Consider the following 23,968-nt stretch of genomic DNA (forward strand, 5'->3'; position numbering starts at 1 on the left):
TTAGTAGCCTCCCCAGAAGGACGCATCCGTCAGGATGGCGACCGGCTTGTTGCACATGAAAGTATATTTCAGGATCTTGTCGAACTCGTCCGCATCCGATTGCTTGTGGAAATGGTAGGTCGGGATGTTGAGTTGCGCCAGCAGCGCTTTGGTGTGGACGGCCATTTCGGCTTGGCAGGCAACCGGTTCACCCAGCTCGCCGCGGTAGGATATCAGCATCGGCAGCGGCATGCGGTAATATTGGGTTAGCGTGACCAGCGTATTGATTGTCACCCCGATGGCGGTGTTTTGCATGATGATCGCGGAGCGTTTGCCGCCCATGAAGGCTCCAGCGCAGAGCCCCATGCCTTCGTCCTCTTTGTTGGACGGTATGTGGTAGATGTCCGGATGCTTTTCGGCCGCGTCAATGACGCCGCCCAGTTGTTTGCATGGCACGGTGGTAATGAACTCGACTTTGTTATTCACAAAACCGTCGATGATGACGTTATCGACTGACATGAGTCGGCTCCCTTTGATCTTGTTGTATCTGGATTTGACCTAAAGGTTTGCGGTGGTCAAATCATAAGCTTTTTAGTTTTGGTTAAGAGAAACTTTATATACACGAACGGCCTCGAGAATTTCCTGTACAAGCCGTTCTATCAACGGAGCTTTCGGGCAATCGGCGCGCGTCAGAAGACAAAGGTTTCGGCCCGCGGCTTTAAGCGGGATGCGCCGTAGCCCTGCGAAAACAGGATCAGGCACGCAAATATGTGGAACAACTGACACTCCAAGCCCGTGGGCAACCACACTGGCCACGGTTTCAAGCGATTCCAACTCCATGCTGCTTTGCACATTGATGCGGTTGCGAACGAGCCAGTCCTCAGAAATTTTTCCCGCTGCTGAGCGGCGCGCATGGCGGATATAGGGCAAGCTACGCAGCAATTCTTCCGGAGTACCCTTTGGGCCGTCTGGCGCAATGATGAGCACCAACGGCTCTTGCGCGATATGGTAGGTGCGCAGGCTAGACATCGGGACGTCCAAGGCCGACGTGATCACTGCATCTACCGCGCCGCGATCGACCATTTCGACCAGATCGCTCGACAGGCCGGGGACGACCCGGACCTGAAGTTGCGGCGTGCTTTGCATCAGTCTTTTGAGGGCCATCGGAACCAACCCGTGCAAGCTTGACGGCACAGCACCGAGGGTAAGTGTTCCTGCGAGGGTGCTTTCGCTTCCGGCATCGGCGAGCAATGTGTCATAGGCTGCCACGACCGCGCGCGCCTTGGGAATAAAGGACAAGGCTAGCGCTGTCAGGGTGGGTGGCTTGGCCTGACGGTCAAATAGGGCTGTGCCTAGCACGTCTTCCAAGCGCCGCATTTGTTGTCCCACAGCTGCTTGCGACACGTGGACCTGATCCGAGGCTGCAACAAAGCTGCCAGTATCTGCCACTGCGATGAGGGTGCGAAGTAGTGTAATCGACATGAACGAGACTTAGCCCGCGCCGGGATACCCAACAAGGGGGGAGGTCAGTCGCTGAGGTCTGCGGGTCCCACGCGATCTGCCAGCAAGATCAACCATGAAAGCGTTTCTCGCGCGTCCTCGCTTAGGGCGCTGTCCTCGCTCAACGCGTGCATAGAGCCACGTAGTGAGGGCCAACGGTCATAAAAGTCGAGCAAATCAGTGATTGGTTCAGGCCCCTTCTTAAGCGGCATCATTTGTAGCTCCGGTGAACAAACTAATTAATTGATAACAAGCTATCAACGCAGAGAGGTTGCCACATGTGAAAAAAGTGTGAAGGTCTTGGTGCCGCTTGCGTTAACTTGTTAAGCTTACCCCTAGGGAAGGCAGTGAGTACATCGTGGCCAAAAAGCTTAACATATCGTTGTTCGGTTCATGCGTTGTGCGTGTGGACGGCGCGGATGGTGTCGAAGTGAAGGGTGCCAAGCACAGGGCGCTGTTCGCGCTTTTGGCGACGGCACCTCTTGGGCGCCGCACGCGGTCCTACCTACAGCGTACTTTGTGGGGCTCGTCCTGCTATGACGGGGGGCGTCAGAACTTACGCCGCGCCCTGTCCGATTTGCGCAGCCTTTTGGGGGTGGATTTCGACCATTTTATCAAATGCACTAACAGCGATGTTGAATTGGACTTGTCATTGGTCAACTTCCTTGGCGCGCCCGGCACAGGGGCGTTTATGGAAGGTATCGGCATTCGCGACCGCGGCTTTGAGGAGTGGGTCGCGTCCATGCGTGCTGATGTAAACCAGATCGCGGCGCTCTATCGCACGACGCCACGTACCGAGTTGGGTCGCCCGCTGCCACGTATCACAGCGCTGCCCTTTCAGCGGATTATGGGCGGCGAAGATCTGAATGTGCTTGGTGATTGGTTGGCCGAGGAGGTTTGCCGGTCTTTATCGCGCTCCAACCTGCTTTCCGTTATCTCGCATCTATCAAGTCGCGCCTTGGCGACGCGCACCACCGACACGCTTGATGTTCGTCGGGAATTGGATGTCGACTATTTCGTCACTGGCTCCATCCGCGACATGGGCGGGCGTATCGTTGTGGACATGGATTTCGTGGACGCGCGTGACGGCAACATCATGTGGACCCGCCAGATTGCGGGGCCGCAATCGAAGTTTTGGGATGAGATTACGACCGGGCTGGATGGGGTCGTGCGTGCGATTGGCCGGACCATCGCCGACGAGGCTATTGCTTATGTAAACGACAGGCCAGTGCCAGAACTTGAAGACCACCACCTTGTCATCGGCGGCGTGTCATTGATGCACCGCCCTACATTCCGGGATTTTGCCAAGTCTCGAACCTTGCTGGAAGAGGCTGTGATACGCGCGCCAATGGTGGCGGAGACCCACGCTTGGCTTGCCAAATGGTATGTGCTGAGCGTCTTTAATGGATGGACCACCGACAGAAGCGGTGACACCCAGAAGGCGCTGGATGCGTCGTCACGGGCTTTGGATATCAACCCGGACAGTTCGTTCTCTCTGGTGATCGACGGTTTCGCGCATAACAACTTGATGCAGCGGATGGACGTGGCCAGCCAGCGCTACGACACGGCGATCGACATCAATCCGAATGAAAGCTTGTCTTGGCTCTTGCGCGGTGCGCTGCTGGCATTTCAGGACGAGGGGCCCGCCGCGATTGCTGCTGCCGAGCAGGCGCGCAATCTGTCGCCAATTGATCCATTCGGATATTACTACGATAGCCTGTCCAGCACGGCGTATTTGGCGGCAGAGAACTATAGCCGCGCCTTGGAGCTTGCAGATCGCTCGCTGGCATTCAACGACCGGCACCTGTCAACTTTGCGCGCCAAAATTACCGCGCTGCATTTTTTGGGCCGTGGCGAGGACGCGCGGACAGCGGCAGGGGAGCTTTTGCGTAGGGCGCCGGCCTTTAGCCTTGATGCGTACAAGAATGCCCATCCGGTTGCGAAAGCGGCTTTGGGTCAAAAAGTCATTGCAGCGCTGGAAGCTGCGGGAATTTCATAGGGAAGGTGTAACAGAATGGCGCGATATGGTGGCGTAGGCGGTGTTGGTGGTGTCGGCGGTGTAGGTGGCGTTGGCGGCGTCGGTGGAGTAGGCGGTGTTGGAGGAGTTGGCGGCGTAGGCGGCACCGGGCTTGGTGATTTTTTAGGCGCCGGAGCGGTGGGTCCCTACGATCCTGCTCTCACCGTTGGGTTGCAAACCGCTGCAGAAGGTATTGAACATGTTGCAGGTGACGGACCGGCTCCGATACCGACGCAATTGCCGGAAAACTCAACTGCAAACCTCGCCCGTTCGGCGGATTGGGTGCGCGGGTCACTCTACCTTACAGACTTTATCAAAGATGTTGGTAGCACTGTCGCCGGAGACCAAGTGTCGCTCAGTTTCGAGGGGACGAATTTGGTTGCGATCAACCGCCCTTCTGCCGAATTGATGTCGCAACAGGCCCAATTCGTACGCGATTATGCGGATTTGAGAGCGGACCGCGCGGCGGAAATCACCAGCCAGCTTGGCTTCCCAACCGAGTATTTCGCGATGATCTTGGCGCTGCATCCGGCCCATAATCGCTACACTCTGGAATTGATAACGGTCACGCAATTGATGTGCGCGCACATGGCCATGATGGCCAAATACGCGTTGGCAATCCGACGTCCGGATCAGGTGGACACGCGGATCATGCCGATGATCGCGACACCCGGGCATGGTAGTTTTCCGTCAGCCCATGCGACGGAAGCTTACGGCGTTGCGACTGTCATGTTGGGCCTTATGGACGCCTGGCAAAGCTATGCGGACAGCACCGACCGCCGCGCATTGCTTCAGCAGCTTGCCAACCGCATTGCAGTCAACCGCACGGTGGCGGGTGTGCATTACCCGATGGATAGCTGGGCGGGCGCATCGCTGGGCCAAGCCGTCGGAGGGGCGATTTTGGGGCGCTGTGGTGCGACGCAAAACGCCAAATCTATTACCTACACGCCCAACAATACCGACTTTTTCGGCCACGAGTTTGATCGGCTGGTTGCGGGTGACCCTGTCAGCACGGATTACGGCATCCAGATTGGCGCCGGTGTGCAATCTTCGCAATCGGACCTGTTTAACTGGCTTTGGAATAAAGCGCTGAAAGAGGCCCACACCGGAGATGAAGGGGCAATGGTCTAGATGGCGCGCCGTGTTAGGCAATATACCGGACCTTACGAGCGCTGGGTTTTCGGCAAGAATTTGGGCCGACCGTTCAGCTTTCCGGCAATCCGGAACTGGAGCTCGCGCTACTTCGCGGCGCTTATGGACAGCCCGACGGCCTTGCCAGATGTCTCCACCGTAAAGTTCCGCGCCGAACCGGGTGTACCGGTTGAGCGGGTCGATATCCGCTATCCGCCACTTTGGAATGATGGGCAGGGGCTTAGCGTGCGTCCGTTCTGCTTTTATGACCCAGCCGCAGAGGAAGAGCCCGCGTCCACGAGCATCGAAGACTGGATCGACATGCTACTGGAGCTGCTCGATCAACACATAGACAACTTTGATGCGAGTTCCGACAATCGCGCGCGCCCCCGCTATCGCATCAACTTCCCGATCAATCCGGCGACTTGGACACAAGACTATGATCCCGCAGGCCCCGTGGGCGATTTTGCCCCGCAAGTGACACCGCCAAAGGCAATTATTGCGGTCATTGACGACGGGATACCTTTTGCCAACCGCACCTATCTGAACAGTGCGGGCAAAACGCGGATCAGCAATTGCTGGCTTCAATCAGCGCGCAGCCCCGGGGCGGGCGCGGTTCCTTTCGGGCGCGAGTTGAGCAATGGCGAGATCGACGCTCTGCGGACGGAGCATGGCCGCGACGAGAAGGCGATCTATTATGCGGCGGGGGCTATCGACGCAGACCTGCCGGAGATGGGCAACTATCTGCTGCGAGAGACCACCCACGGCGCGCATATCCTGTCGACTGCCGCTGGAAAAACACTTGGAAAAAGCCAAGAGCCTTCGCAGGATGATATCGAGATCATCGCCGTGCAGCTGCCAAATACGATTGCTTGGGACACTTCGGGCTTCGGCAAAGAAATGTATATGCTCTCGGCGCTGCACTACGTGTTCGAGCGGGCCAAGCGTATCGCCGAGGCGCATGGGATCGCGGAACTGCCATTGGTTGTGAACTTTTCCTATGGCTGGTCCGGAGGTCGTCATGACGGGCAGTCCGAGATGGACACCGCGATACAGGAACTTCTTGAATCCAGACGCGCGCTTGCCCCCACCTATTTGGTCATGCCAAGCGGCAACACCTATCTCGACAAAATGCACGCGAATTTCCAAGAGAGTGAATTCGCAAACGACGAAATCAGCATTGGCTGGCAGGTGCAGCCTGACGACCGCACCTCCAGCTATGTAGAAATGTGGCTGCCGGAAGGGTTGGATCCCGACGGCTACACATTTGAAGTTACCCCGCCACGTGGTGTCTCTTTTGACGCTACGCCTTCCCTGGCTTTGCGGGGTGCTCCGCGCTTCCCCCGTGGAGATCCACGAAATTTCGTGAATCTTCGCGTGGGTGGCGCGGCGGTGGGGCAATTGTCAGTCGATAAAAATCGCGGGACACGTTGGCGGGCGATGGTAGCTTTGGCCCCCAGTATGCCGCTCAAGATGCCCAATGATGACCCTCCGCGATGGGCCGCCTCGGGGCGTTGGACGCTCACGCTGAAAAGGACCGCTGCGGCAGATCGCTTGCCGGAAGGTGGCTATATCAACGTCTGGGCGCAACGCGATGACGACCCGTCAGAACTGCGGACCGGCGGACGTCAAAGCTATCTGGTGGAATTGGACAAAGCGCCGACGCAGAAGCCGGCCTTACCCGAATACAAGCAACCCCTGAGCCTCGTGCGAGGGTTCGGCAGCATGAACGGGGTCGCGAACGCTGAATTGGTGACACGTGTTGCGGGCTACATTCAAAGCACCGGACAACCTGCACCATATTCGTCCGCGGGTGGCCTGCTGAACACTAACGGCCCAGCCCCTGAAATTTGGGGCCAGCACGTCGATATCTGCGCGGTGTCTGACCGAAGTCCGGTGCTGCCGGGAACAGTCGCGCAAGGCGTTTATTCCGGAGCGCGGTCGATCCTGATCGGAACGAGCGGTGCTGCACCACAGGTCGCGCGCTCCATCGTGCGTGCGTTGGCTGATGGGCTGGATCCGATGTCCGGTATGGCGACGCAAGTCTACAACTATGAAAACCCGATTAAGAACGTGCACTTGAAAGCGCGCTTGGGGACTTACAAATCACCACCCCTATGGGCGGGAGAGTGACGGTGACAGGACCGACGGGAGAGGCCTGATCATTGTACAAGTCATGCGGGCTATTTGTGCTCGCGTGAGAGAGGGGCGCTCTGCGTCAATTACCCAGTGAGCCGCAGCTTTAGGCGAGGTTGTGTGCACTTTTTTGTGTGGCTCTGGGCGTCCCTTTTCAAAACTGGAAGCGGTGCAATCCGCCGCCGTGAGATCGCAGCCATTTGCGTGGGGTCTCGTATTCGGGCATCAAACCCGCTACCTCGTTCCAAAACGCCGCGCTGTGGTTCATCTCGGCCAAATGTGCCACTTCGTGCGCCGCGACATAGTCCAGCACGCTTGCCGGGGCGAGTATCAGCCGCCACGAATACATCAGGTTTCCCTCGGAGGTGCACGATCCCCAGCGGGATCGCGTATCGCGCAGGCTGATTTTCCCGAACGGGTGACCCAGTTGCGTCGCGTAGCGTGCGCTGGCTTCCGCCAAGCGGTCGCGGGCGAGCGTCTTGAGAAAGGCCCGCACCCGAACGCCGGCCTTGTCTTCACCAAGTGGTACAAGAATGTGCTCGTCCATCAGCTTCACGACGCGTGTGCGGGTTTCGGCGATCAGGCGAGGACGCCCCTCTACAGGTATCAGCGCACCGGGGACGACAAGTGTCGTGCTTGGCTGGCGGTCCAGATGGCCACGAATCCAGTCTTCCTTGGTGTGAAGGAACGCCTGTGCCTCGTGCAGAGAGGCGCGACGGGGCAGCGTAAGGGACACACGCCCGTCGACACCCGACACGCGCAGCGACAGGCGCTTCGCCCGCGCCGAGTGCTTCAACGTCACGTCAATCGGGGGATCACCCAGTTGAATCGTTTCTGCCATTTCTTGTGTGCCTGCATGGTGCTGCTTATGTAGAAGGTAGCGCGGCCAATAGGCCATGGAAAGCAACAATGGGGGGAAAGCCTTTGACACGCCTTTCCCCATGTGGCAACTGGCTGCAATTCAGATATTCAACTGCATGTGCGCCTTCATAGCTGCACCGACGAAAGAGGACGATTATGCCCAAGGAAGAATGGGGCGTTAAACGCGTTTGCCCAAGCTGCCAGGTTCGGTTCTACGACCTGCAAAAAGACCCGTTGACCTGCCCGGCTTGCGAACACGAGTTTTCGCTGGAAAGCCTGACTGGTAACAAGTCTCGCACGATGCAGGCTGACAAGCCTGACGCGCAAAACAAGGACAACGTCGCGGACGATGCGGACGAGGTCGTTCTCGAAGATGATGAGGACGAAGTAGACGCAGATTTGGGCGACGACGTTCTTGAAGACGATGACGATGACGACACCGTCAGCCTTGATGAACTGGCTGATGTGGCCGCCGACGACGACGACAGCTAATTAGTCGGGCGCGGTTGGATTTTTCGCTTGAACTGATCCCCGCGCCCTTCTAGATACCACCTCGCAACCGCAAGGTTGCAGTTTGGGGCCTTAGCTCAGCTGGGAGAGCGCCTGCATGGCATGCAGGAGGTCAGCGGTTCGATCCCGCTAGGCTCCACCAAACACCCTCCGTTTTAAAATTTGTGAACTTGGAAGCGACGATCCGCTTTGCCTATGGCGTTTCCTGCAAGATGGAGTTTTCCCAACTGCGTAGGAACTTGCTCTCTTTCAACTGGTCAAGAAACACCAACAAGCCCGGCCCGAAGCGGATTGGCCGAAGCGCGGGGTTGTTTTGCAACGCACCTGCATCCACTGGCGGAAGGCCTGTCTTGTCGGCAAGGTCCGGTCGCGCGCGCAGGCCCGTGAGGAAATCGACCATCACCCGCGCGTCCTTGACGTTTTCAGCATTAGCGGGGATCAATACGGTGCGCAGCATGACATTCACGAAATCGGTTAGCTCGACGATATGAAAGCCCTCGGTCTTAGCCTGCTCGGAGGCCGCGTAACTGCCCAGCACATTATACGCCAAGGCCAGCTTTCCTGACGCCACATCAGCAATCATGTCACCTGAGCAGCAATAGAGCTGCGCGTCCAAGCGGCCCATGACCTCCATCAATCGCCAGAATGTCTCGGACGTGCGGCTGTCCTGCGTGGCCATGAGGTAGCCGAATCCCGACCGACGCACATCGTAGGTGCCGATACGCCCGCGAAACCTGTCAGGGTTCTCGCGAAGCAAAGCGATAAGCGCGTCGCGGGTCTGCGGGGCCTCGCCTTGTTTAAAGAAGGTGTTGGATACCACCATCACTGCGGGTTCTTGAGTGAAGGCAAATAGCTGATCACGCCAAATGGCCCAATCTGGCAAGCTGGCGGCGTTCGTCGGCAAATAGCTTTGTGCAAACCCGTCATTGGCCAGTTTGGTTTGCAGGTCCATGGCCGACGATATGGCCAGATCGAACACGGCCCCTTCTTCGTAGATTGCTTGCATCAGGTCTGTGGTGCCAGTGATCGTGTAATCAATCGAGATGCCTGGGTTTGCCTTCTGAAACGCGGTGATGATGGGCTCGAATACGGCTTTGTCAGCGGTAGAAATGACACGAAGCACGGACGTCTCAGCCATTGCGGAATAGACCTGACGGTCTTCGACCTCGAAGGCATGCCCCGCGCCGCTCCACAGCGTCACGGCGGCGATCAGACGTAGGGCAAAATCAGTGACACGCATGCGCCTTGTCCTTCCTTGCTTTGGGATAGCTCCAGCCGCCCGCCATGAGCGCGGGCCACTTCGTCCGCGATGGTTAACCCCAGACCGGACCCCACCACGTCCCCCACATTTGTCCCGCGAGAATACCGCGTGGTGAGGTCTTTGAGGTCCATACCGCCAAAGCCACGGCCCTGATCTGCGATGGATACGCGCAACTCCGCGCCGCTTGCGATGCGAACTGCAATGTCGCTGTCCTCGGGGGAATACTTGATCGCGTTGTCCAGAATGTTGTGCAGCGCAGCTTGCAACATGATGCCGTCGCCGTTGAAGGGAACCGAACTGTCCGGCAACTCGCGCAGCAATGCAATGTCCTTCAAATCCGCCGTAGGCGCGAGGCGATCACAGGTCTCGTTGATCAGCGCGATCAAATCCAACGGGTCCAGCGCCAGACTGTCGGCGCGAAAAGTGACCATGGCGTGATCGAGGATTTGACCGGCAGAGCGAGAGCTTTCATCAATTGCACGGATCATGTCGCGGATAGCTTTCTTATGCTCGGGTTTGTTGAGCTTGCGGTGGGTCACCTCTGCCTGTGTGCGCACGGTTGCAAGCGGCGTGCGGACGCGATGCGCGGCCTCGGAGATCAAGTCTTCCGTGCGTGATAGGGATGCACGCAGCCGCCCCATGAAGGAGTTAAGGGCGTCCACCAGAGGCACAAGCTCCTTGGGGGCTTCTGCGGTCACCGGGCGCAGATCGGACGGGCCACGCCGCGTCACAGCCCCCGTCATTCGCCGCAAAGGGCGCAGCGCCGAGTTTGCGGCGAGCAGGGAAAGCGTTGTGGCCAGCAAGAAGAACAGCAGACCCACACCCGTGGCGGTGATCGTGATACTTCGCGAAATTGCCGCAAGGCCGGATCTGGTCTGCGCCACGCTGACCACAACTTCCGAACCGGTCGCAGTATTGGCGACGCGGCGCAGGACGGAGGCCACTCGCACCTCGTCGCCGCGGTACATCTCAGTTGAAAATGTGGGCGTGTCGAGACGGCGGGGGCTACGGGTCACGGGCAAGTCTGTGTAGCCCGTCAGCGTTTCACCTTGGACCATGACACGGTAGAACACGCGGTCCTCGTTGATCGTGCCAAGCATGGAAAGCGCGGAATAGGGAAGCTCCAGAGTGACTTCGCCGTCCTCCGACGTGAGACTGTCGGCAATAGCCGTGGCTGAGGCCGCGAGGATGTCATCCTGCGTTCCCTCGGCTGCCTGCGATGCAACACCGCGCACCACCAAAACGAAGGCCAGCGACAACACCGCTGCCACGGCGGCAAGCTGGTAAAACAGGCGTTTGCGAATGGAGGTTGGCTGCTTCATGCGGGGATCATGCGATACCCGAGGCCACGCACGGTTTCGATGCGCGCGCCGGAGCCTTCGAGCCGTTTGCGAAGGCGGGCCACATAGACCTCGATGGCATTCTCCGACGCCTCGTCGGAGAATGAAAACATCCGGTCAATGAGGTGCGACTTGGAGAATACCTGTCCGGGCGCGGCGAAGAATACCTCCAGAAGCCGTAGCTCCCGATTGCGCAGGTTTGTCGAGGAGTCGCCAAATTGCAATGCACCGGTTGTCAGGTTCAGTACGGTCCCTTCAAAGGTCTTCTGGTTGTCTGCGGCACCCCCTTGGCGACGCAGGACAGCGCGGCAACGGGCTTCCAGCTCGGCAAAGTCGAACGGTTTGGTAATATAATCATCCGCCCCCAAATCCAATAAAGAGATACGATCAGACACGGCGGAACGCGCGGTGATAACAATGACCGGTGTGCGTTTCTCGGCGCGTCTTTGACGTTGTAGAAAATCGCGCCCGTCACCATCGGGCAGCATAATATCAAGCAAAATCAAATCGTAATTGGCGACATCCATGCAGGCACTTGCCGCGTCAAGACGGTCAGCATGATCCACCGCGTGTCCGTCAAGCTGTAGCCGCTCCACAATCGCGCCTGCCAGCTTTTGGTTATCCTCGATCAGCAGATAGCGCATGGGGTTGAAGCCTTTTGGGCGGCGTGACAGGTTCGTGTCAGGTTTCAGCGTTTGTCTGGGACCATGTGCGGGGAATCCCGCCATGTCAAATGGGAGGAATCTATGACGAACCGTCTTTTTAAGGCGCTCATGACGAGTGCCGTTTTGGGCCTTGGGGCCACCACCGCAATTTCCGCTGCTGAATGTATCGCGCCTGCCAACCCTGGCGGCGGCTGGGACTTCACTTGCCGCCAAATCGGCAAGATCATGTATGACATCAAAGCCGTTGATACACCTGTTCAGGTGACCAACATGCCGGGTGCCGGTGGCGGTCTTGCGTATAACCACGTGGTTTCCGAGCGCGCAGATGATGGCGACCTGATTGTCGCCGCATCTTCCGCCACCACCACGCGACTGGCACAAAACGCCTACGCTGGTATGACCGCTGACCAAGTGCGCTTTGTAGGCGCGATTGGTGCCGATCCGGGTGTTATCGTTGTGGCAGCTGACAGCCCGTTCAAATCATTGGGCGATCTGGTTGATGCCATCAAGGCCGAGCCAGGTTCTGTTGCATTTGCTGGCGGCTCTGCCGTGGGTGGGTTTGACCACATGAAGCCGCTGATGATTTTGCAGAAGGCAGGCTTCACCGACATCACCAAAGTTAAATACATCGGTGTTGACGGTGGCGCGGATGCGATCACGCAAACCGTGGGTGGCTTCACCCAAGCCATGACTGGCGACATGTCCGAAGTTGTGTCGTTCTTGTCCAACGGTGATATCCGCGTCATCGCGGTGCTCACTGACGAGCGCGTGCCGGGCTTTGACGATATCCCGACTGCCAAAGAGCAGGGCTATGATGTGGTTGCGGTGAACTGGCGTGGTCTCTACGTGCCAAAGGGCATCTCTGACGAGAAGTTCGACGAATGGGCCGGCAAGCTGCAGCAAGTTGCTGACAGCCCAGAGTGGGCGCAGGCAATGAAAGACAACGGCTTGGCACCGTTCACCAAAGTTGGTGGCGATTTCCAATCATATGTCGATGGTCTTGTCTCGGACATCGCCGCAATGTCCAAAGAGCTGGGAGTTACCCAGTAATGGCCTCTGACCGGATATTTGGTCTGGTCACTCTGATCACGGCGGTCGCGTATCTCGCGGCCGCCACTCAGATTCAGACGAACCTTTTCTCGGGCGAATTTCTGCCAAAGCTGTTCCCGATGCTGATCGGTGGAGTGGCCGCACTATGTTCACTGTTCATGATTTTTAAACCGGACCCGGAGCCTGATTGGCCCGCCTCCGGCTCGTGGATCGCCATGGGGGTCGCTATCGTCGTACTGGCAATCTACGCCGTGCTGCTGAAGCCGCTGGGATTCATCCTGCCGACCATCTTCGCCGCAGGCATCCTGAGCTACCAAATTTCCCCGCGCGCCAAGCCCGCGATGCTGGCTGGCATCGGCCTGTCGCTGGGATTGTTCGTGCTGTTCAAGTTCGCGCTGGGTTTGGGCAACATCGTGGCCTACCGCATCCCGACGCCTGCAAAACTGTGGGACGCGATCTCAATTCTCATTCCATTCGTGGGGCACTGACATGGACATTCTATCCAACCTCGCGCTGGGCTTCGGCGTCGCCCTTTCACCCTACACCCTGTTTCTGGCCGTTTGCGGCTGCTTTCTTGGAACCATAATCGGCGCGCTGCCGGGGCTTGGCCCGTCGAACGGCGTGGCGATCCTAATCCCGATCACCTTCACCCTTGGCCTTGATGCCACCAGCGCCTTGGTCCTGATGACATCTGTCTATTACGGCGCGATGTATGGCGGGCGGATATCCTCGATCCTGCTGAACATCCCGGGTGACGAGCCCGCACTGATGACCACCCTCGACGGCTACCCGATGGCCAAGCAAGGCCGCGCGGGTGACGCGTTGGTGTTGTCCGGCGTGGCGTCCTTCGTGGGGGCTTTTCTGGCCACAATCGGCCTGATGCTGCTGGCCCCGTCGCTGGCGCGGGTCGCGTTTCTGTTTGGTCCCGCCGAGTATTTTGCCCTCTACCTGCTGGCGTTCTGCACCCTTGGTGGTATGGCCTCCAACAACCAAGCCAAAGCCGCATTGGCGGCTTGTATCGGTCTTGGCATCGCGACGATCGGTGTGGACTCGTCCTCCGGCCTGCCGCGTCTGACGGGCGGCAACCTGCACCTGTATGACGGTGTTGATTTCCTTGTGGCCATCGTTGGCTTGTTCGCCATCGCCGAGGTGTTCTTCTTTATCGAAAGCCACGGCAAGGGGTCGTCCATTGGCGTAAAGCTGGACAAGGTCCGCATTCCTTGGGCCGATATTTGGGAAACCAAATGGACGATGCTACGCTCTTCTGCTGTAGGCTTTATCGCGGGCATCTTGCCCGGTGCAGGCGCGTCGCTGGGGTCTTTCATGGCCTATATGACCGAGAAATCCATTGCCGGTGAAAAAGGCGGATTTGGCACTGGCGTCCCGAAAGGCGTCGCCGCTCCGGAAGCGGGCAACAACGCCGCAGCAGGTGGTGCGCTTGTGCCAATGTTGACACTGGGCGTGCCAGGGTCTGGCACGACCGCGGTTTTGCTGGCGCTTCTGATGACACTTAACATCACACCTGGCCCGACGCTGTTCACCGACCGGCCCGAAGTGGTTTGGGGTCTGATCGCTTCGCTGCTTATCGCGAACATTGTGCTGCTCCTGATGAACGTGCCGATGGTGAAAATCTTCGTCAAAATCCTGATGGTGCCTGCGTGGATATTACTGCCGGGCGTAACGATGATCTCGTTTGTTGGCATATACTCGTTGTCAGGCAGCTATTTCGATCTGTTGATGATGGTCGGTTTCGGTGCACTCGGATATATCCTGCGCAAGCTCGACATTCCGACGGTGCCGGTGATCCTTGGCATCCTGCTAGGTGGGAACATGGAGGACGCACTGCGCCGCGCCATGACGCTGTCGGATGGCGATGTAACTTACCTGTTCTCCAGCCCGATTGCGATCGGGCTATGGGTCGCCGCCATAGCAGGGTTCGTTGCGCCGATGTTCTTGCGTAACATTCTGAAAAAGCCACAAGCGATCACAGACTGATGGTCAAGGTTCTTATTCCATCTGGGGCTTTGGGGCTCGGGTATGATCGCAAGGCCTTGGCGCGAGGTATAGCCGAGAAGCCAGACATCATTGCGATTGACGGCGGGTCCACGGATAGTGGGCCTCATTATCTTGGGACCGGCTCCTCCAAATATGCGCGCGGCTCCACCAAGGCGGAGTGGCGAGAGCTCATGGAGGCCCGCGCCGAGGCGGGTGTGCCACTGATCATCGGAACCGCTGGCACCTGCGGCGCGGATAGTGCCGTGGATTGGCTGGTGGACATCACGCGAGAGATCGTTGCCGAAACCGGGATGAAAGTGAAGCTCGCCGTTCTCAAAAGCGGGCAGCGGCAGGATGCTTTGATTGATGCATTCGGTCAGGGAAAAATCACGCCCCTTGAGCCGGCACCGGAGCTGTCCGAGGACGTCATAGCATCCTGCTCCAACATCGTGGCGTTGGCCGGAGCCGAGCAAATACAAGCGGCACTTGAGACCGGTGCGGATATTGTGATTGCAGGGCGAACGACTGACACGGCAATTATTTCAGCTTTGCCCTTGTCGCGTGGGTGCCACGCTGGCGGGGTGTGGCACGGGGCCAAGATCGGGGAGTGCGGCGCGCTGGCGACGACTGCACCGAATTCTGGCACCATCCTGATCGAGTTTGACGCGGAAGGGTTCACGATCTCCCCGATGGGCGCGGATGCCCGCGCGACGCCACACACCGTTTCGGCTCATATGCTTTATGAGAACTCCAACCCTGATATCCTTTATGAGCCCGGCGGCCATTTGGACGTAAGAGCTGCAAAATATGAGGCAGTTGACGACAGGCGGGTGCGTGTCTCCGGAAGCGAGTGGGTTGTCTCTGACCGCTATACGGTAAAGTTGGAAGGTGCTCGTTTGGCAGGGTTTCAGACGGTGTCGCTGGTCACTGTGCGCGACCCCCGATACGTCGCCAATATCCGGGCATGGTGCGATGACATCATGATCAAGGCGACGGAAAAAGCGCGTGCGCGTGTCGGGGAAGGGTTCGAGATTGAACTCCGCCTGATTGGTTTGGATGCGACTTTGGGTGTGCTGGACACAGAGGCCAAAGCAGGAACCGAAATTGGAGTGTTGGGTCTGGTTACGGCCCCAACCGAAAGCTTGTCACGCGAGGTGGCCAAGGTTTTGAACCCGTATCTTTTGCACCACCCTTTGACCGAAGAAGAGGAAATGCCCACCTTTGCATTCCCGTTTTCGCCACCGGAAGTGTCAAGGGGCGCGGTCTACGAGTTCTGCTTGAACCATGTGTTGGAGCTTGAAGATCCGATGGAGGCTTTCACATTGACCTTTGAGGAGTTGGGCCAATGAGCAGGCTCGGGGATATTGCGGTCAAGGTGCGGTCCAAAAACGCGGGACCGTTCTGGTTAACCGTCGACATTTTCTGTGGCTCACAAAGTGTATTCGCGCAGGTCCGTACCTCGATCACGTCAGCTCGGATCGCTGGCGTATTTGGGGCCGAAATCGCTGTTGTAAATCGCTATGAGATGGACTCATTGAACGTGCTGAAATTCAGTTTGCCACGCCCTGCGGTGCAAGGAACGCGTCAGGATCGTGACATGCATGGTGCGTCCTTCGCAGCGCTGGTGGCGGAGCTTGAGGTCTGACGCCTTGACCGTGCGGGGGTTTGTGATCACAGTCTTCCCATGCTGCTGAATGCCCCCAAACCCGAACCTACAGGCACCGCTGCGACAGGTGCGGCCAATGACATGGTGTACCGACGCCTTCGGTCCCAGATCATGCACGGGGAGATATTGCCCGGCTCTGCCAAGACCCTTCGGGGAATTGGCAAGGAATTCGGTGTATCGATGACACCCGCACGCGAAGCCATGCGGCGGTTGGTGGCGGAAGGGGCGTTTTCATTGTCGTCGTCGGGACGCATTTCAACACCGGAGCTATCAAACGACCGCATTGAAGAGCTGGCGGCCCTGCGTGCGCTGCTGGAGCCGGAACTGGCGGCCCGTGCGCTGCCGCGTGCGCATTTCGCGCTGATTGATCGGTTGCAAACCATCAATGGCACCATCGGACAAGCCATCGCACGTCAAGATGCGGTGGGCTATATACGCACAAATCTGGAGTTCCACCGGACGCTTTACCTGCGTGCGCAAGCCCCGGCGATGCTGGCCATGGCGGAAACCGTCTGGCTGCAAATGGGACCGACAATGCGCAGCTTGTACGAGAAGCTAAGGCGTTCGGAGCTGCCGCAACACCATCGGCTGATTGTCGCGGCACTCAAGGCAGGGGATGAGCCGGGGCTGCGGCTGGCTGTGCGGGCAGACGTGACCCAAGGGCTCCGGATGCTGGCGCAATAGGAGTTTCGGAGGTCCTTTCGGACCCCCGATATTCGTGGGGCGCTGCCCCACACCCCGAGGTATTTATGAAGCAATGATAGGCGGTTAGCTGTGGATTGGGCCGTCGCCACAAGCCAGAGCGGCCTCGCGCACGGCCTCTGAATAGGTCGGGTGCGCGTGGCAGGTGCGGGCAAGGTCTTCGGCGGCGGCACCGAATTCCATGGCGACGCAGATTTCGTGGATCAGATCGCCTGCCATGGGGCCGATGATATGTGCGCCAAGGATGCGGTCTGTGTCTTTGTCGGCCAGAATTTTGACGAAACCGTCGCCCGCGAAATTGGCCTTGGCGCGACCATTGCCCATGAAGGAAAACTTGCCAACCTTGTAGTTGCGGCCTGCTTCTTTCAGCTGTTCCTCGGTCGCGCCGACGCTGGCAACTTCGGGGTGGGTGTAGATTACGCCGGGGATAACGTCATAATTTACATGGCCTTTTTGGCCCGCAAGAACCTCTGCCACGCCCATGCCTTCGTCCTCGGCTTTGTGAGCCAGCATCGGGCCGGTGATCGCGTCGCCGATGGCGTAAATGCCTTTCACCGAGGTGGCCCAATGGGCGTCGGTCTTGATCTGGCCACGCTTTTCCATTGCGACGCCAAGGGCTTCAAGGCCGAGGCCGTCGGTGAACGGTTTGCGACCCGTGGCAACCAATACCACGTCGGCGTCTTCGGTGTGTTCGCTGTCGTCCTTGCGTAGCTTATAGGTGACTTTGGCCTTGTTGTTCTTGACCTCGACGCCTTGAACGGCGGCACCCAGTTGGAACTCAAGCCCTTGTTTTTTAAGTGTTCTCTGGAAGGTTTTGGCCACTTCCGCGTCCATTCCGGGGGTGATGGCGTCGAGGAACTCGATCACCTTCACCTCTGCACCCAAACGCTTGTAGACCGAGCCGAGCTCCAGTCCGATCACGCCTGCGCCGATGACGACGAGCTTGTTCGGAACCTTGGACAATTCCAGTGCGCCGGTGGAGGAGACGATGGTCTTTTCGTCGATCTCCACGCCTGGCAAAGTGGACACTTCGGAGCCGGAAGCGATGACGATATTCTTCGCCTCATGCACCTCGTCACCGACTTTGACCTTGCCTGCTTCGGGGATGGAGGCCCAGCCTTTAATCCAGTCTATCTTGTTCTTTTTCATCAAGAATTCGACGCCCTTGGTGTTGGTGGCGACGACGTCGTCCTTATAGGCCAGCATCTGTTTCCAATCCACCGACGGCGCTTTGCCCTTTAGGCCCATCTTGGCAAAGTTGTGCTCTGCCTCGTGCAGCATGTGCGACGCGTGAAGCATTGCTTTGGACGGGATGCAGCCGACGTTCAGACAGGTGCCGCCAAGCGTCTCGCGGCCCTCGACGATGGCTGTTTTCAGCCCGAGTTGTGCGCAGCGGATGGCGCAAACGTAGCCGCCGGGGCCGGAACCGATGATGATGACGTCGTAGCTGGACATTGAGGTATCTCCTTACCTTAAATAGGCGTTTTTCTGTGTCTGCAGTCCGTCGGCAAAGCGTCGGACTTCTGTCGGGCACGGTGTCAGAGCACCGCTGCGACAAGCATGGTGACTGTTGCGAAGAACCCTACGGCCCATATGACCGACCGCCAAGGGGTCAACCCGAAAGCGTAGGCGGGAATGTAGAGAACCCGCGCGCCCAGATAGAGCCAGGCGCAGGTTGCAGTGACGGGGGTGGACTGGCCGCTGACCGAGATGACGACGGCGGCGATGGTGAACAGGATGAGACCCTCGAAATGGTTGTTCATCGCGCGTTGCAGGCGGCCAGCGGTGCCGGTCAGCTCGATCTTCTTGTCGCGCGGGGAGGCGGCGGCTTTGGAGCCGACCTGCATTTGGGCGGTGACCGAGTAGAGCAGGAATTGCACAACTTGCAGCAGGGCCGCGAGGGTGAGGATGGTGAGTTCGGTGGTCATGTATTGGCTTTCTTTCCGGCTTGGTTGGTCCAGACGATGGTGCCGTCATTGGGGCAGCGGAGTGTGCCGTCGCGTGAGCCGTCCTCGTTGGTGCCTTTGACAAACCCGCCCGAGCTTTGGAAGCGGCGGTAGGGCGTATCCCCCGGCTCGGAGCTTGGACCGACACCGACCACGATGCGGATTTCATCGGTGAAATCGCATTCGGGGCAGGTGAGGGTTTTGGGGTCTAGGTAGGCCATTTAGTCTTTCTGGGATGGCGGTGTGAACCCCGCCTACGGGTTTGTCGTGGGTGAACCGTTCGCGTTTAGCGAAGAATTAACCATCTTACGGGCTTTACGGTTCTTTGAATTGAGCTCACGGAATATGCCAATGCAGCAAGCCAATCCGATCAGGCTGGTCGGGAGAGTGACAAGAACAACAAACCCGAGAAGTAGCAGAGCGATCTGAATTATTAGCGCAAGGATCGAGCCGTAGCGGATTATGGTACGGGCCACTTCGTCAGACTTCTCCAACATTTTTGAACCCAGAAAAATCAATGCCACAGGTGCCGACGTAACCGCGAGCCCAATCAACAGATGGTCGTTGATACCGTGCATGAGGATCAACGCACCGAAGCCGATGGGGGTCAGGGCAAGACCGAGGCTCCAGCGCGCGACCCGTTCGCTCTTGGTGAACGGATCGCGTGCCGCTGGGGTCTCCGTATCAGCACTATCGGCTCTGAACTCCATCCACTTGACCTACAGATCCATCAGCAAGCGGCGTGGATCTTCCAGCGCTTCTTTCACGCGCACCAAGAACGTCACGGCGCCTTTGCCGTCGACGATGCGGTGGTCGTAGCTCAGCGCTAGATACATCATTGGGCGGATGACGACCTCTCCGTTGATGGCCATGGGGCGGTCCTGGATTTTGTGCATGCCGAGGATGCCGGATTGCGGCGGGTTCAGGATCGGCGAGGACATGAGCGAGCCGTAGACGCCGCCGTTGGAGATGGTGAACGAGCCGCCCTGCATTTCCGCCATGGACAGCTTGCCGTCGCGGGCCTTGGCGCCTTTTTCAGCGATGGCTTTCTCGATCTCGGCAAAGCTCATGGAATCCGCGTCGCGGATCACGGGGACGACGAGGCCGGTGGGCGTGCCCGCGGCGATGCCCATGTGGACGTAGTTTTTGTAGACCACATCGGTGCCGTCGATCTCGGCGTTGACCTCGGGGACTTCTTTGAGCGCGTGGACGCAGGCCTTGGTGAAGAAGGACATGAAGCCGAGCTTCACACCGTGCTTCTTCAGGAACAGGTCCTTGTATTCGTTGCGCAAGTCCATGACCGCGCCCATGTCGACCTCGTTATAGGTGGTCAGCATGGCGGCGGTGTTCTGGCTTTCCTTCAGGCGGCGCGCGATGGTTTGGCGCAGGCGGGTCATCTTGACCCGTTCCTCGCGGCTGTCGTCATCGGCAGAGACCGGCGCGCGGGGGGCCTGAGCGGCGGGGGCGGAGGCCGTGGCGTTTTGCACGTCTTCCTTCATGATGCGCCCGTCGCGACCGGAGCCTGTGACGGTGGCAGGGTCGATGCCTTTCTCGGCCATGATTTTGTTGGCGGAGGGGGCGTTCTCGACGTCTTTGCCGCCGCTGGATGCGGGCGCAGGGGCGCTGTCCTTTGACGCCGAAGGCGCGGCGGCCGCAGCCGCACCACCACTAGAGGACAGGACGGCCAGTTTGGCGGAAGCGTCGACGGTGGTGCCTTCTTCGGCCAGAATTTCGGTGATCGTGCCGGCGGCGGGCGACGGGACCTCGACGGAGACCTTGTCGGTCTCCAGCTCGCAGAGCATTTCGTCCTGCGCGACGGTGTCACCGACCTTTTTGAACCATGTAGAGACGGTCGCTTCGCTGACCGACTCGCCCAAGGTGGGGACCATGACGTCGATGCTGTCACCGCCTTCTTCGCCACCGTCTTTGCGGGGTTTCACGTCTGTCGGGCCTGCATTGATGGCCTTGTCCGGCTCGGCGGTCGGATCGTCCTGCTTCGGCCTTTCTGCCTCACCTTCGCTGACCTGCGCCAGCAGGGCGTCGACGCCGACGGTTTCGCCTTCTTGGGCAACGATCTCGGACAGGGTGCCTGCGACGGGGGACGGGACCTCGACGGTGACCTTGTCGGTTTCCAGCTCGCACAGCATTTCATCGACGGCAACGGTATCGCCGGGCTTTTTGAACCATGTAGCCACGGTGGCCTCGGTGACGCTTTCGCCAAGGGTTGGGACGCGGATCTCAGACATTATTTCGTTCCTTTAACTGTGAGCGCATCGTCTACGAGTGCTGCTTGTTGTGCTTTGTGCTGGCTGGCCAGACCCGTAGCGGGGGAGGCAGCGGCGGCGCGACCAGCATAGACCGGACGCGAATGTTTGGCTTTGATGCGGGTCAGGACCCATTCGATGTTGGGCTCCATAAAGGACCACGCGCCTTGGTTCTTCGGCTCTTCCTGACACCAAACCATTTCGGCGTTCTTGAAGCGCTCCAGCTCGCCCACCGCGGAGATGGCGGGGAAGGGGTAGAACTGCTCGAACCGCATCAGGTAGACGTCGTCGATGCCACGGGCGTCGCGTTCCTCCAGCAGGTCGAAATAGACCTTGCCGGAGCACATGACCACGCGCTTGATCTTATCGTCGGCGACCAGCTTGGTGTCGGAGTTGCCGTGCTGGGCGTCGTCCCACAACACGCGGTGGAAGCTGGAGCCGTCCTGGAATTCTTCCGCCTTGGACACCGCCATTTTGTGGCGCAGCAAGGATTTCGGCGTCATCAGGATCAACGGCTTGCGGAAGTCCCGGTGGATCTGGCGGCGCAGGATGTGGAAGTAGTTGGCGGGCGTCGTGCAGTTTGCCACGATCCAGTTGTCACCGCCGCACATGGTCAGGAAGCGTTCAAGGCGCGCGGAGGAGTGCTCCGGCCCTTGGCCTTCGTAGCCGTGAGGCAGCAGGCAGACGAGGCCGGACATGCGGAGCCATTTCGATTCACCAGAGCTGATGAACTGGTCGAACATGATCTGCGCGCCGTTGGCGAAATCGCCGAACTGGGCTTCCCACAGGGTCAGCGCGTTGGGTTCGGCGAGACTGTAGCCGTATTCGAAACCCAGCACCGCGTATTCCGACAACATGCTGTCGATAACCTCGTACTGGGACTGGCCGTCGCGGATGTTGTTGAGCGGGTAGTACCGCTCCTCGGTGTCCTGATTGATCAGGCCGGAATGGCGGTGGCTGAATGTGCCGCGTGTGCAATCCTGACCGGACAGGCGCACGGGGAAGCCTTCGGTGAGCAGCGAGCCAAAGGCCAGCGCCTCGCCCGTTGCCCAGTCGAAGCCCTCGCCGGAATTGAACATCTCAGCCTTGGTTTCCAGCAGGCGGCCCACAGTTTTGTGCAGCGGGAAGCCGTCAGGGGCTTTGACCAATGCACGACCCACCTCGTCGAAGGTCTCTTTCGAGATAGAGGTTTGGCCACGCTGGTAGTCTTCCTCGTCGCGGCGATCCAGATGGGACCACTTGCCGTCCAGCCAGTCGGCTTTGTTGGGTTTGTAGTCCTTGCCCGCCTCGAACTCCTCGCTAAGGTAGTTCTGGAAGGTTTCCTTCATGTCGTCGATCTCGCCCTCGGGGATCAGCCCGTCACGCACAAGGCGTTCGGTGTAGAGGGTCAGCGTAGTCTTTTGCTTCTTGATCTGCTTGTACATCAACGGGTTGGTGAACATGGGCTCGTCGCCCTCGTTATGGCCAAACCGGCGGTAGCAGATGATGTCGATCACCACGTCCTTGTGGAACTTCTGGCGGAACTCCGTCGCGACCTTTGCGGCGTGGACCACAGCTTCCGGATCGTCACCGTTCACGTGGAAGATGGGCGCCTCGACCATCAAAGCGATATCGGTCGGGTAGGGCGAGGAGCGCGAGAAATGCGGCGCAGTGGTGAAGCCGATCTGGTTGTTCACCACGATGTGCATGGTGCCACCGGTCTTGTGACCCTTGAGGCCGGACAGCCCGAAGCCTTCGGCCACGACGCCCTGACCCGCGAAGGCCGCATCGCCATGCAGCAGGATCGGCATGCAGCTTGTCCGGTCTTTGTCGTTGTTCTGGTCTTGCTTGGCACGGGCCTTGCCCAAGACGACGGGGTTCACCGCCTCAAGGTGGGACGGGTTGGCGGTCAGCGACAGGTGGACGGTGTTGCCGTCAAATTCGCGGTCTGACGATGCGCCGAGGTGGTATTTCACGTCACCGGAGCCGTCGACATCTTCGGGTTTGAAACTGCCGCCCTGAAATTCGTTGAAGATCGCCTTGTAGGGTTTGCTCATCACATTGGCGAGGACCGACAGGCGGCCACGGTGGGGCATGCCGATGACGATGTCTTTCACACCAAGGCTACCACCGCGTTTGATGATCTGCTCCATCGCAGGCACGAGGCTTTCGCCGCCATCAAGACCGAAGCGCTTGGTGCCCATGTATTTGACGTGCAGGAACTTTTCGAAGCCTTCGGCCTCGACCAGCTTGTTCAGGATTGCCTTGCGACCTTCTTGGCTGAAAGTGATTTCCTTGCCCCAGCCTTCGATACGCTCTTTCAACCAGCCTGCCTCTTCGGGGTTGGAAATGTGCATGTATTGCAGCGCAAACGTGCCGCAATAAGTGCGCTTCAGGATAGCCACGATGTCGCGCATGGAGGCGGTTTCCAGCCCCAGCACGTTGTCGATGAAGATCGGGCGGTCAAGGTCGGCCTCGGAGAAGCCGTAGTTCTTCGGGTCCAGCTCGGGGTGCTCTGTGATCTCGCGCATGCCCAGCGGGTCCAGATCGGCGGCAAGGTGGCCACGGATGCGGTAGGCGCGAATGATCATGATGGCGCGGATGGAATCCAGCACGGCTTGCTTGATCTGGTCATCGGAAACCGGCACGCCCTTTTCGGCGGCCTTCGCCTTGATCTTGTCGGCGGCTTTTTCCGGCTCCGCCCATTGGCCGTCCAGCGCTTGGGTCAGGTCGTCGTTGGGCTGCGGCGGCCAGTCGGTGCGCGCCCAGCTTGGGCCAGCGGCCTCGGCGGTCACATCGGTGTCGGCGTCGCCCAGGGCTTTAAAGAAGTCCTGCCAGCCTTGATCGACCGCGTTGGGGTCTTTGGCGTAACGCGCATAAAGCTGCTCCAGATACTCGGCATTGTGGCCTTGCATGAAGCTGGAGGCGTGGAACTGGTCGTTGGGGGAGTGTTCAGTCATTGGGGG

At 58.9% G+C, this 23,968-nt stretch carries 23 protein-coding genes and 1 tRNA gene; 11 read left to right on the top strand and 13 right to left on the bottom strand.

The annotated features are described in order from the left end of the window. From BUB72_RS09020 to BUB72_RS09030, 3 genes are all read right to left on the bottom strand, one after another. Positions 1-498: a thiamine pyrophosphate-binding protein gene (locus tag BUB72_RS09020; protein ID WP_073143044.1), complete on the bottom strand. Its 498-nt coding sequence runs from the start codon at positions 496-498 to the stop codon at positions 1-3. 72 nt (positions 499-570) lie between these two features. Further along, on the bottom strand, positions 571-1,461 hold the full coding sequence (locus tag BUB72_RS09025; RefSeq protein WP_073143045.1) for a LysR substrate-binding domain-containing protein: 891 nt from the start codon (positions 1,459-1,461) through the stop codon (positions 571-573). Between the two features lie 44 nt (positions 1,462-1,505). After that, a complete protein-coding gene (locus BUB72_RS09030) occupies positions 1,506-1,694 on the bottom strand; it encodes a hypothetical protein (RefSeq protein ID WP_073143047.1) in 189 nt (62 codons plus the stop codon). A 143-nt stretch (positions 1,695-1,837) separates the two neighbouring features. Between BUB72_RS09030 and BUB72_RS09035 the strand changes: the two genes are divergently transcribed. Genes BUB72_RS09035 through BUB72_RS09045 form a run of 3 tightly spaced genes read left to right on the top strand, consistent with a single transcriptional unit; the run spans position 1,838 to position 6,760 of the window. Beyond that, positions 1,838-3,478 carry a hypothetical protein gene (locus tag BUB72_RS09035; RefSeq protein ID WP_139250646.1) on the top strand — a complete coding sequence of 547 codons (1,641 nt, stop codon included), beginning with the start codon at positions 1,838-1,840 and terminating at the stop codon, positions 3,476-3,478. A 15-nt stretch (positions 3,479-3,493) separates the two neighbouring features. Then, complete coding sequence (locus tag BUB72_RS19185) at positions 3,494-4,627, top strand: phosphatase PAP2 family protein (protein WP_073143051.1); 1,134 nt, start codon at positions 3,494-3,496, stop codon at positions 4,625-4,627. After that, on the top strand, positions 4,628-6,760 hold the full coding sequence (locus BUB72_RS09045; RefSeq protein ID WP_073143053.1) for a S8/S53 family peptidase: 2,133 nt from the start codon (positions 4,628-4,630) through the stop codon (positions 6,758-6,760). Positions 6,761-6,917: 157 nt separating this feature from the next. Here the strand turns inward: BUB72_RS09045 and BUB72_RS09050 are convergent, their stop codons facing one another. Continuing rightward, entirely contained in the window at positions 6,918-7,604 is a 687-nt protein-coding gene (locus BUB72_RS09050; RefSeq protein WP_073143728.1) for a M48 family metallopeptidase, read from the bottom strand. A gap of 176 nt (positions 7,605-7,780) precedes the next feature. Between BUB72_RS09050 and BUB72_RS09055 the strand changes: the two genes are divergently transcribed. Both BUB72_RS09055 and BUB72_RS09060 read left to right on the top strand, forming a co-directional pair. Further along, positions 7,781-8,116: a TIGR02300 family protein gene (locus BUB72_RS09055; protein WP_073143056.1), complete on the top strand. Its 336-nt coding sequence runs from the start codon at positions 7,781-7,783 to the stop codon at positions 8,114-8,116. An 84-nt stretch (positions 8,117-8,200) separates the two neighbouring features. Then, positions 8,201-8,276: transfer RNA gene (locus BUB72_RS09060), tRNA-Ala, on the top strand. Between the two features lie 51 nt (positions 8,277-8,327). Here the strand turns inward: BUB72_RS09060 and BUB72_RS09065 are convergent. Genes BUB72_RS09065 through BUB72_RS09075 form a run of 3 tightly spaced genes read right to left on the bottom strand, consistent with a single transcriptional unit; the run spans position 8,328 to position 11,379 of the window. Beyond that, on the bottom strand, positions 8,328-9,374 hold the full coding sequence (locus BUB72_RS09065) for an ABC transporter substrate-binding protein (protein WP_073143058.1): 1,047 nt from the start codon (positions 9,372-9,374) through the stop codon (positions 8,328-8,330). Next, the gene (locus tag BUB72_RS09070) at positions 9,344-10,717 is read right to left on the bottom strand and encodes a sensor histidine kinase (protein WP_073143060.1); all 1,374 of its coding nucleotides are present in this window, start codon (positions 10,715-10,717) and stop codon (positions 9,344-9,346) included. The genes BUB72_RS09065 and BUB72_RS09070 overlap by 31 nt, the downstream gene beginning before the upstream one ends. Then, on the bottom strand, positions 10,714-11,379 hold the full coding sequence (locus BUB72_RS09075; RefSeq protein ID WP_073143729.1) for a response regulator transcription factor: 666 nt from the start codon (positions 11,377-11,379) through the stop codon (positions 10,714-10,716). The genes BUB72_RS09070 and BUB72_RS09075 overlap by 4 nt, the downstream gene beginning before the upstream one ends. A gap of 102 nt (positions 11,380-11,481) precedes the next feature. Between BUB72_RS09075 and BUB72_RS09080 the strand changes: the two genes are divergently transcribed. Genes BUB72_RS09080 through BUB72_RS09105 form a run of 6 tightly spaced genes read left to right on the top strand, consistent with a single transcriptional unit; the run spans position 11,482 to position 16,795 of the window. Continuing rightward, a complete protein-coding gene (locus tag BUB72_RS09080) occupies positions 11,482-12,450 on the top strand; it encodes a Bug family tripartite tricarboxylate transporter substrate binding protein (RefSeq protein ID WP_073143062.1) in 969 nt (322 codons plus the stop codon). Then, the gene (locus tag BUB72_RS09085) at positions 12,450-12,938 is read left to right on the top strand and encodes a tripartite tricarboxylate transporter TctB family protein (RefSeq protein WP_073143064.1); all 489 of its coding nucleotides are present in this window, start codon (positions 12,450-12,452) and stop codon (positions 12,936-12,938) included. Before BUB72_RS09080 ends, BUB72_RS09085 begins: the two co-directional genes overlap by 1 nt. Before the next feature lies 1 nt (position 12,939). Further along, entirely contained in the window at positions 12,940-14,445 is a 1,506-nt protein-coding gene (locus tag BUB72_RS09090; RefSeq protein WP_073143067.1) for a tripartite tricarboxylate transporter permease, read from the top strand. Continuing rightward, positions 14,445-15,794, top strand: a complete 1,350-nt coding sequence (locus tag BUB72_RS09095; protein ID WP_073143069.1) for an acyclic terpene utilization AtuA family protein — start codon at positions 14,445-14,447, stop codon at positions 15,792-15,794. Before BUB72_RS09090 ends, BUB72_RS09095 begins: the two co-directional genes overlap by 1 nt. Then, complete coding sequence (locus BUB72_RS09100; protein ID WP_073143071.1) at positions 15,791-16,090, top strand: DUF4387 family protein; 300 nt, start codon at positions 15,791-15,793, stop codon at positions 16,088-16,090. The genes BUB72_RS09095 and BUB72_RS09100 overlap by 4 nt, the downstream gene beginning before the upstream one ends. A 39-nt stretch (positions 16,091-16,129) precedes the next feature. Further along, the gene (locus tag BUB72_RS09105; RefSeq protein ID WP_073143073.1) at positions 16,130-16,795 is read left to right on the top strand and encodes a GntR family transcriptional regulator; all 666 of its coding nucleotides are present in this window, start codon (positions 16,130-16,132) and stop codon (positions 16,793-16,795) included. Positions 16,796-16,879: 84 nt separating this feature from the next. Here the strand turns inward: BUB72_RS09105 and lpdA are convergent, their stop codons facing one another. The 6 genes from lpdA to BUB72_RS09135 all read right to left on the bottom strand — a co-directional run bounded on the left by lpdA (position 16,880) and on the right by BUB72_RS09135 (position 23,962). Next, on the bottom strand, positions 16,880-18,268 hold the full coding sequence (gene lpdA / locus BUB72_RS09110; protein ID WP_073143076.1) for a dihydrolipoyl dehydrogenase: 1,389 nt from the start codon (positions 18,266-18,268) through the stop codon (positions 16,880-16,882). An 83-nt stretch (positions 18,269-18,351) separates the two neighbouring features. After that, entirely contained in the window at positions 18,352-18,741 is a 390-nt protein-coding gene (locus tag BUB72_RS09115; protein WP_073143078.1) for an MAPEG family protein, read from the bottom strand. Further along, complete coding sequence (locus BUB72_RS09120; protein WP_073143080.1) at positions 18,738-18,980, bottom strand: hypothetical protein; 243 nt, start codon at positions 18,978-18,980, stop codon at positions 18,738-18,740. Before BUB72_RS09120 ends, BUB72_RS09115 begins: the two co-directional genes overlap by 4 nt. Positions 18,981-19,013: 33 nt before the next feature. Beyond that, entirely contained in the window at positions 19,014-19,469 is a 456-nt protein-coding gene (locus BUB72_RS09125; protein WP_073143082.1) for a hypothetical protein, read from the bottom strand. A 9-nt stretch (positions 19,470-19,478) separates the two neighbouring features. Next, on the bottom strand, positions 19,479-21,008 hold the full coding sequence (gene odhB / locus BUB72_RS09130; RefSeq protein WP_073143084.1) for a 2-oxoglutarate dehydrogenase complex dihydrolipoyllysine-residue succinyltransferase: 1,530 nt from the start codon (positions 21,006-21,008) through the stop codon (positions 19,479-19,481). After that, positions 21,005-23,962, bottom strand: coding sequence for a 2-oxoglutarate dehydrogenase E1 component (locus BUB72_RS09135; protein ID WP_073143087.1), 2,958 nt, complete (start codon positions 23,960-23,962; stop codon positions 21,005-21,007). The genes odhB and BUB72_RS09135 overlap by 4 nt, the downstream gene beginning before the upstream one ends. Between the last annotated feature and the right edge of the window lie 6 nt (positions 23,963-23,968).

It is taken from the genome of Litoreibacter ascidiaceicola, assembly GCF_900129235.1.
Taxonomy (GTDB): domain Bacteria; phylum Pseudomonadota; class Alphaproteobacteria; order Rhodobacterales; family Rhodobacteraceae; genus Litoreibacter; species Litoreibacter ascidiaceicola.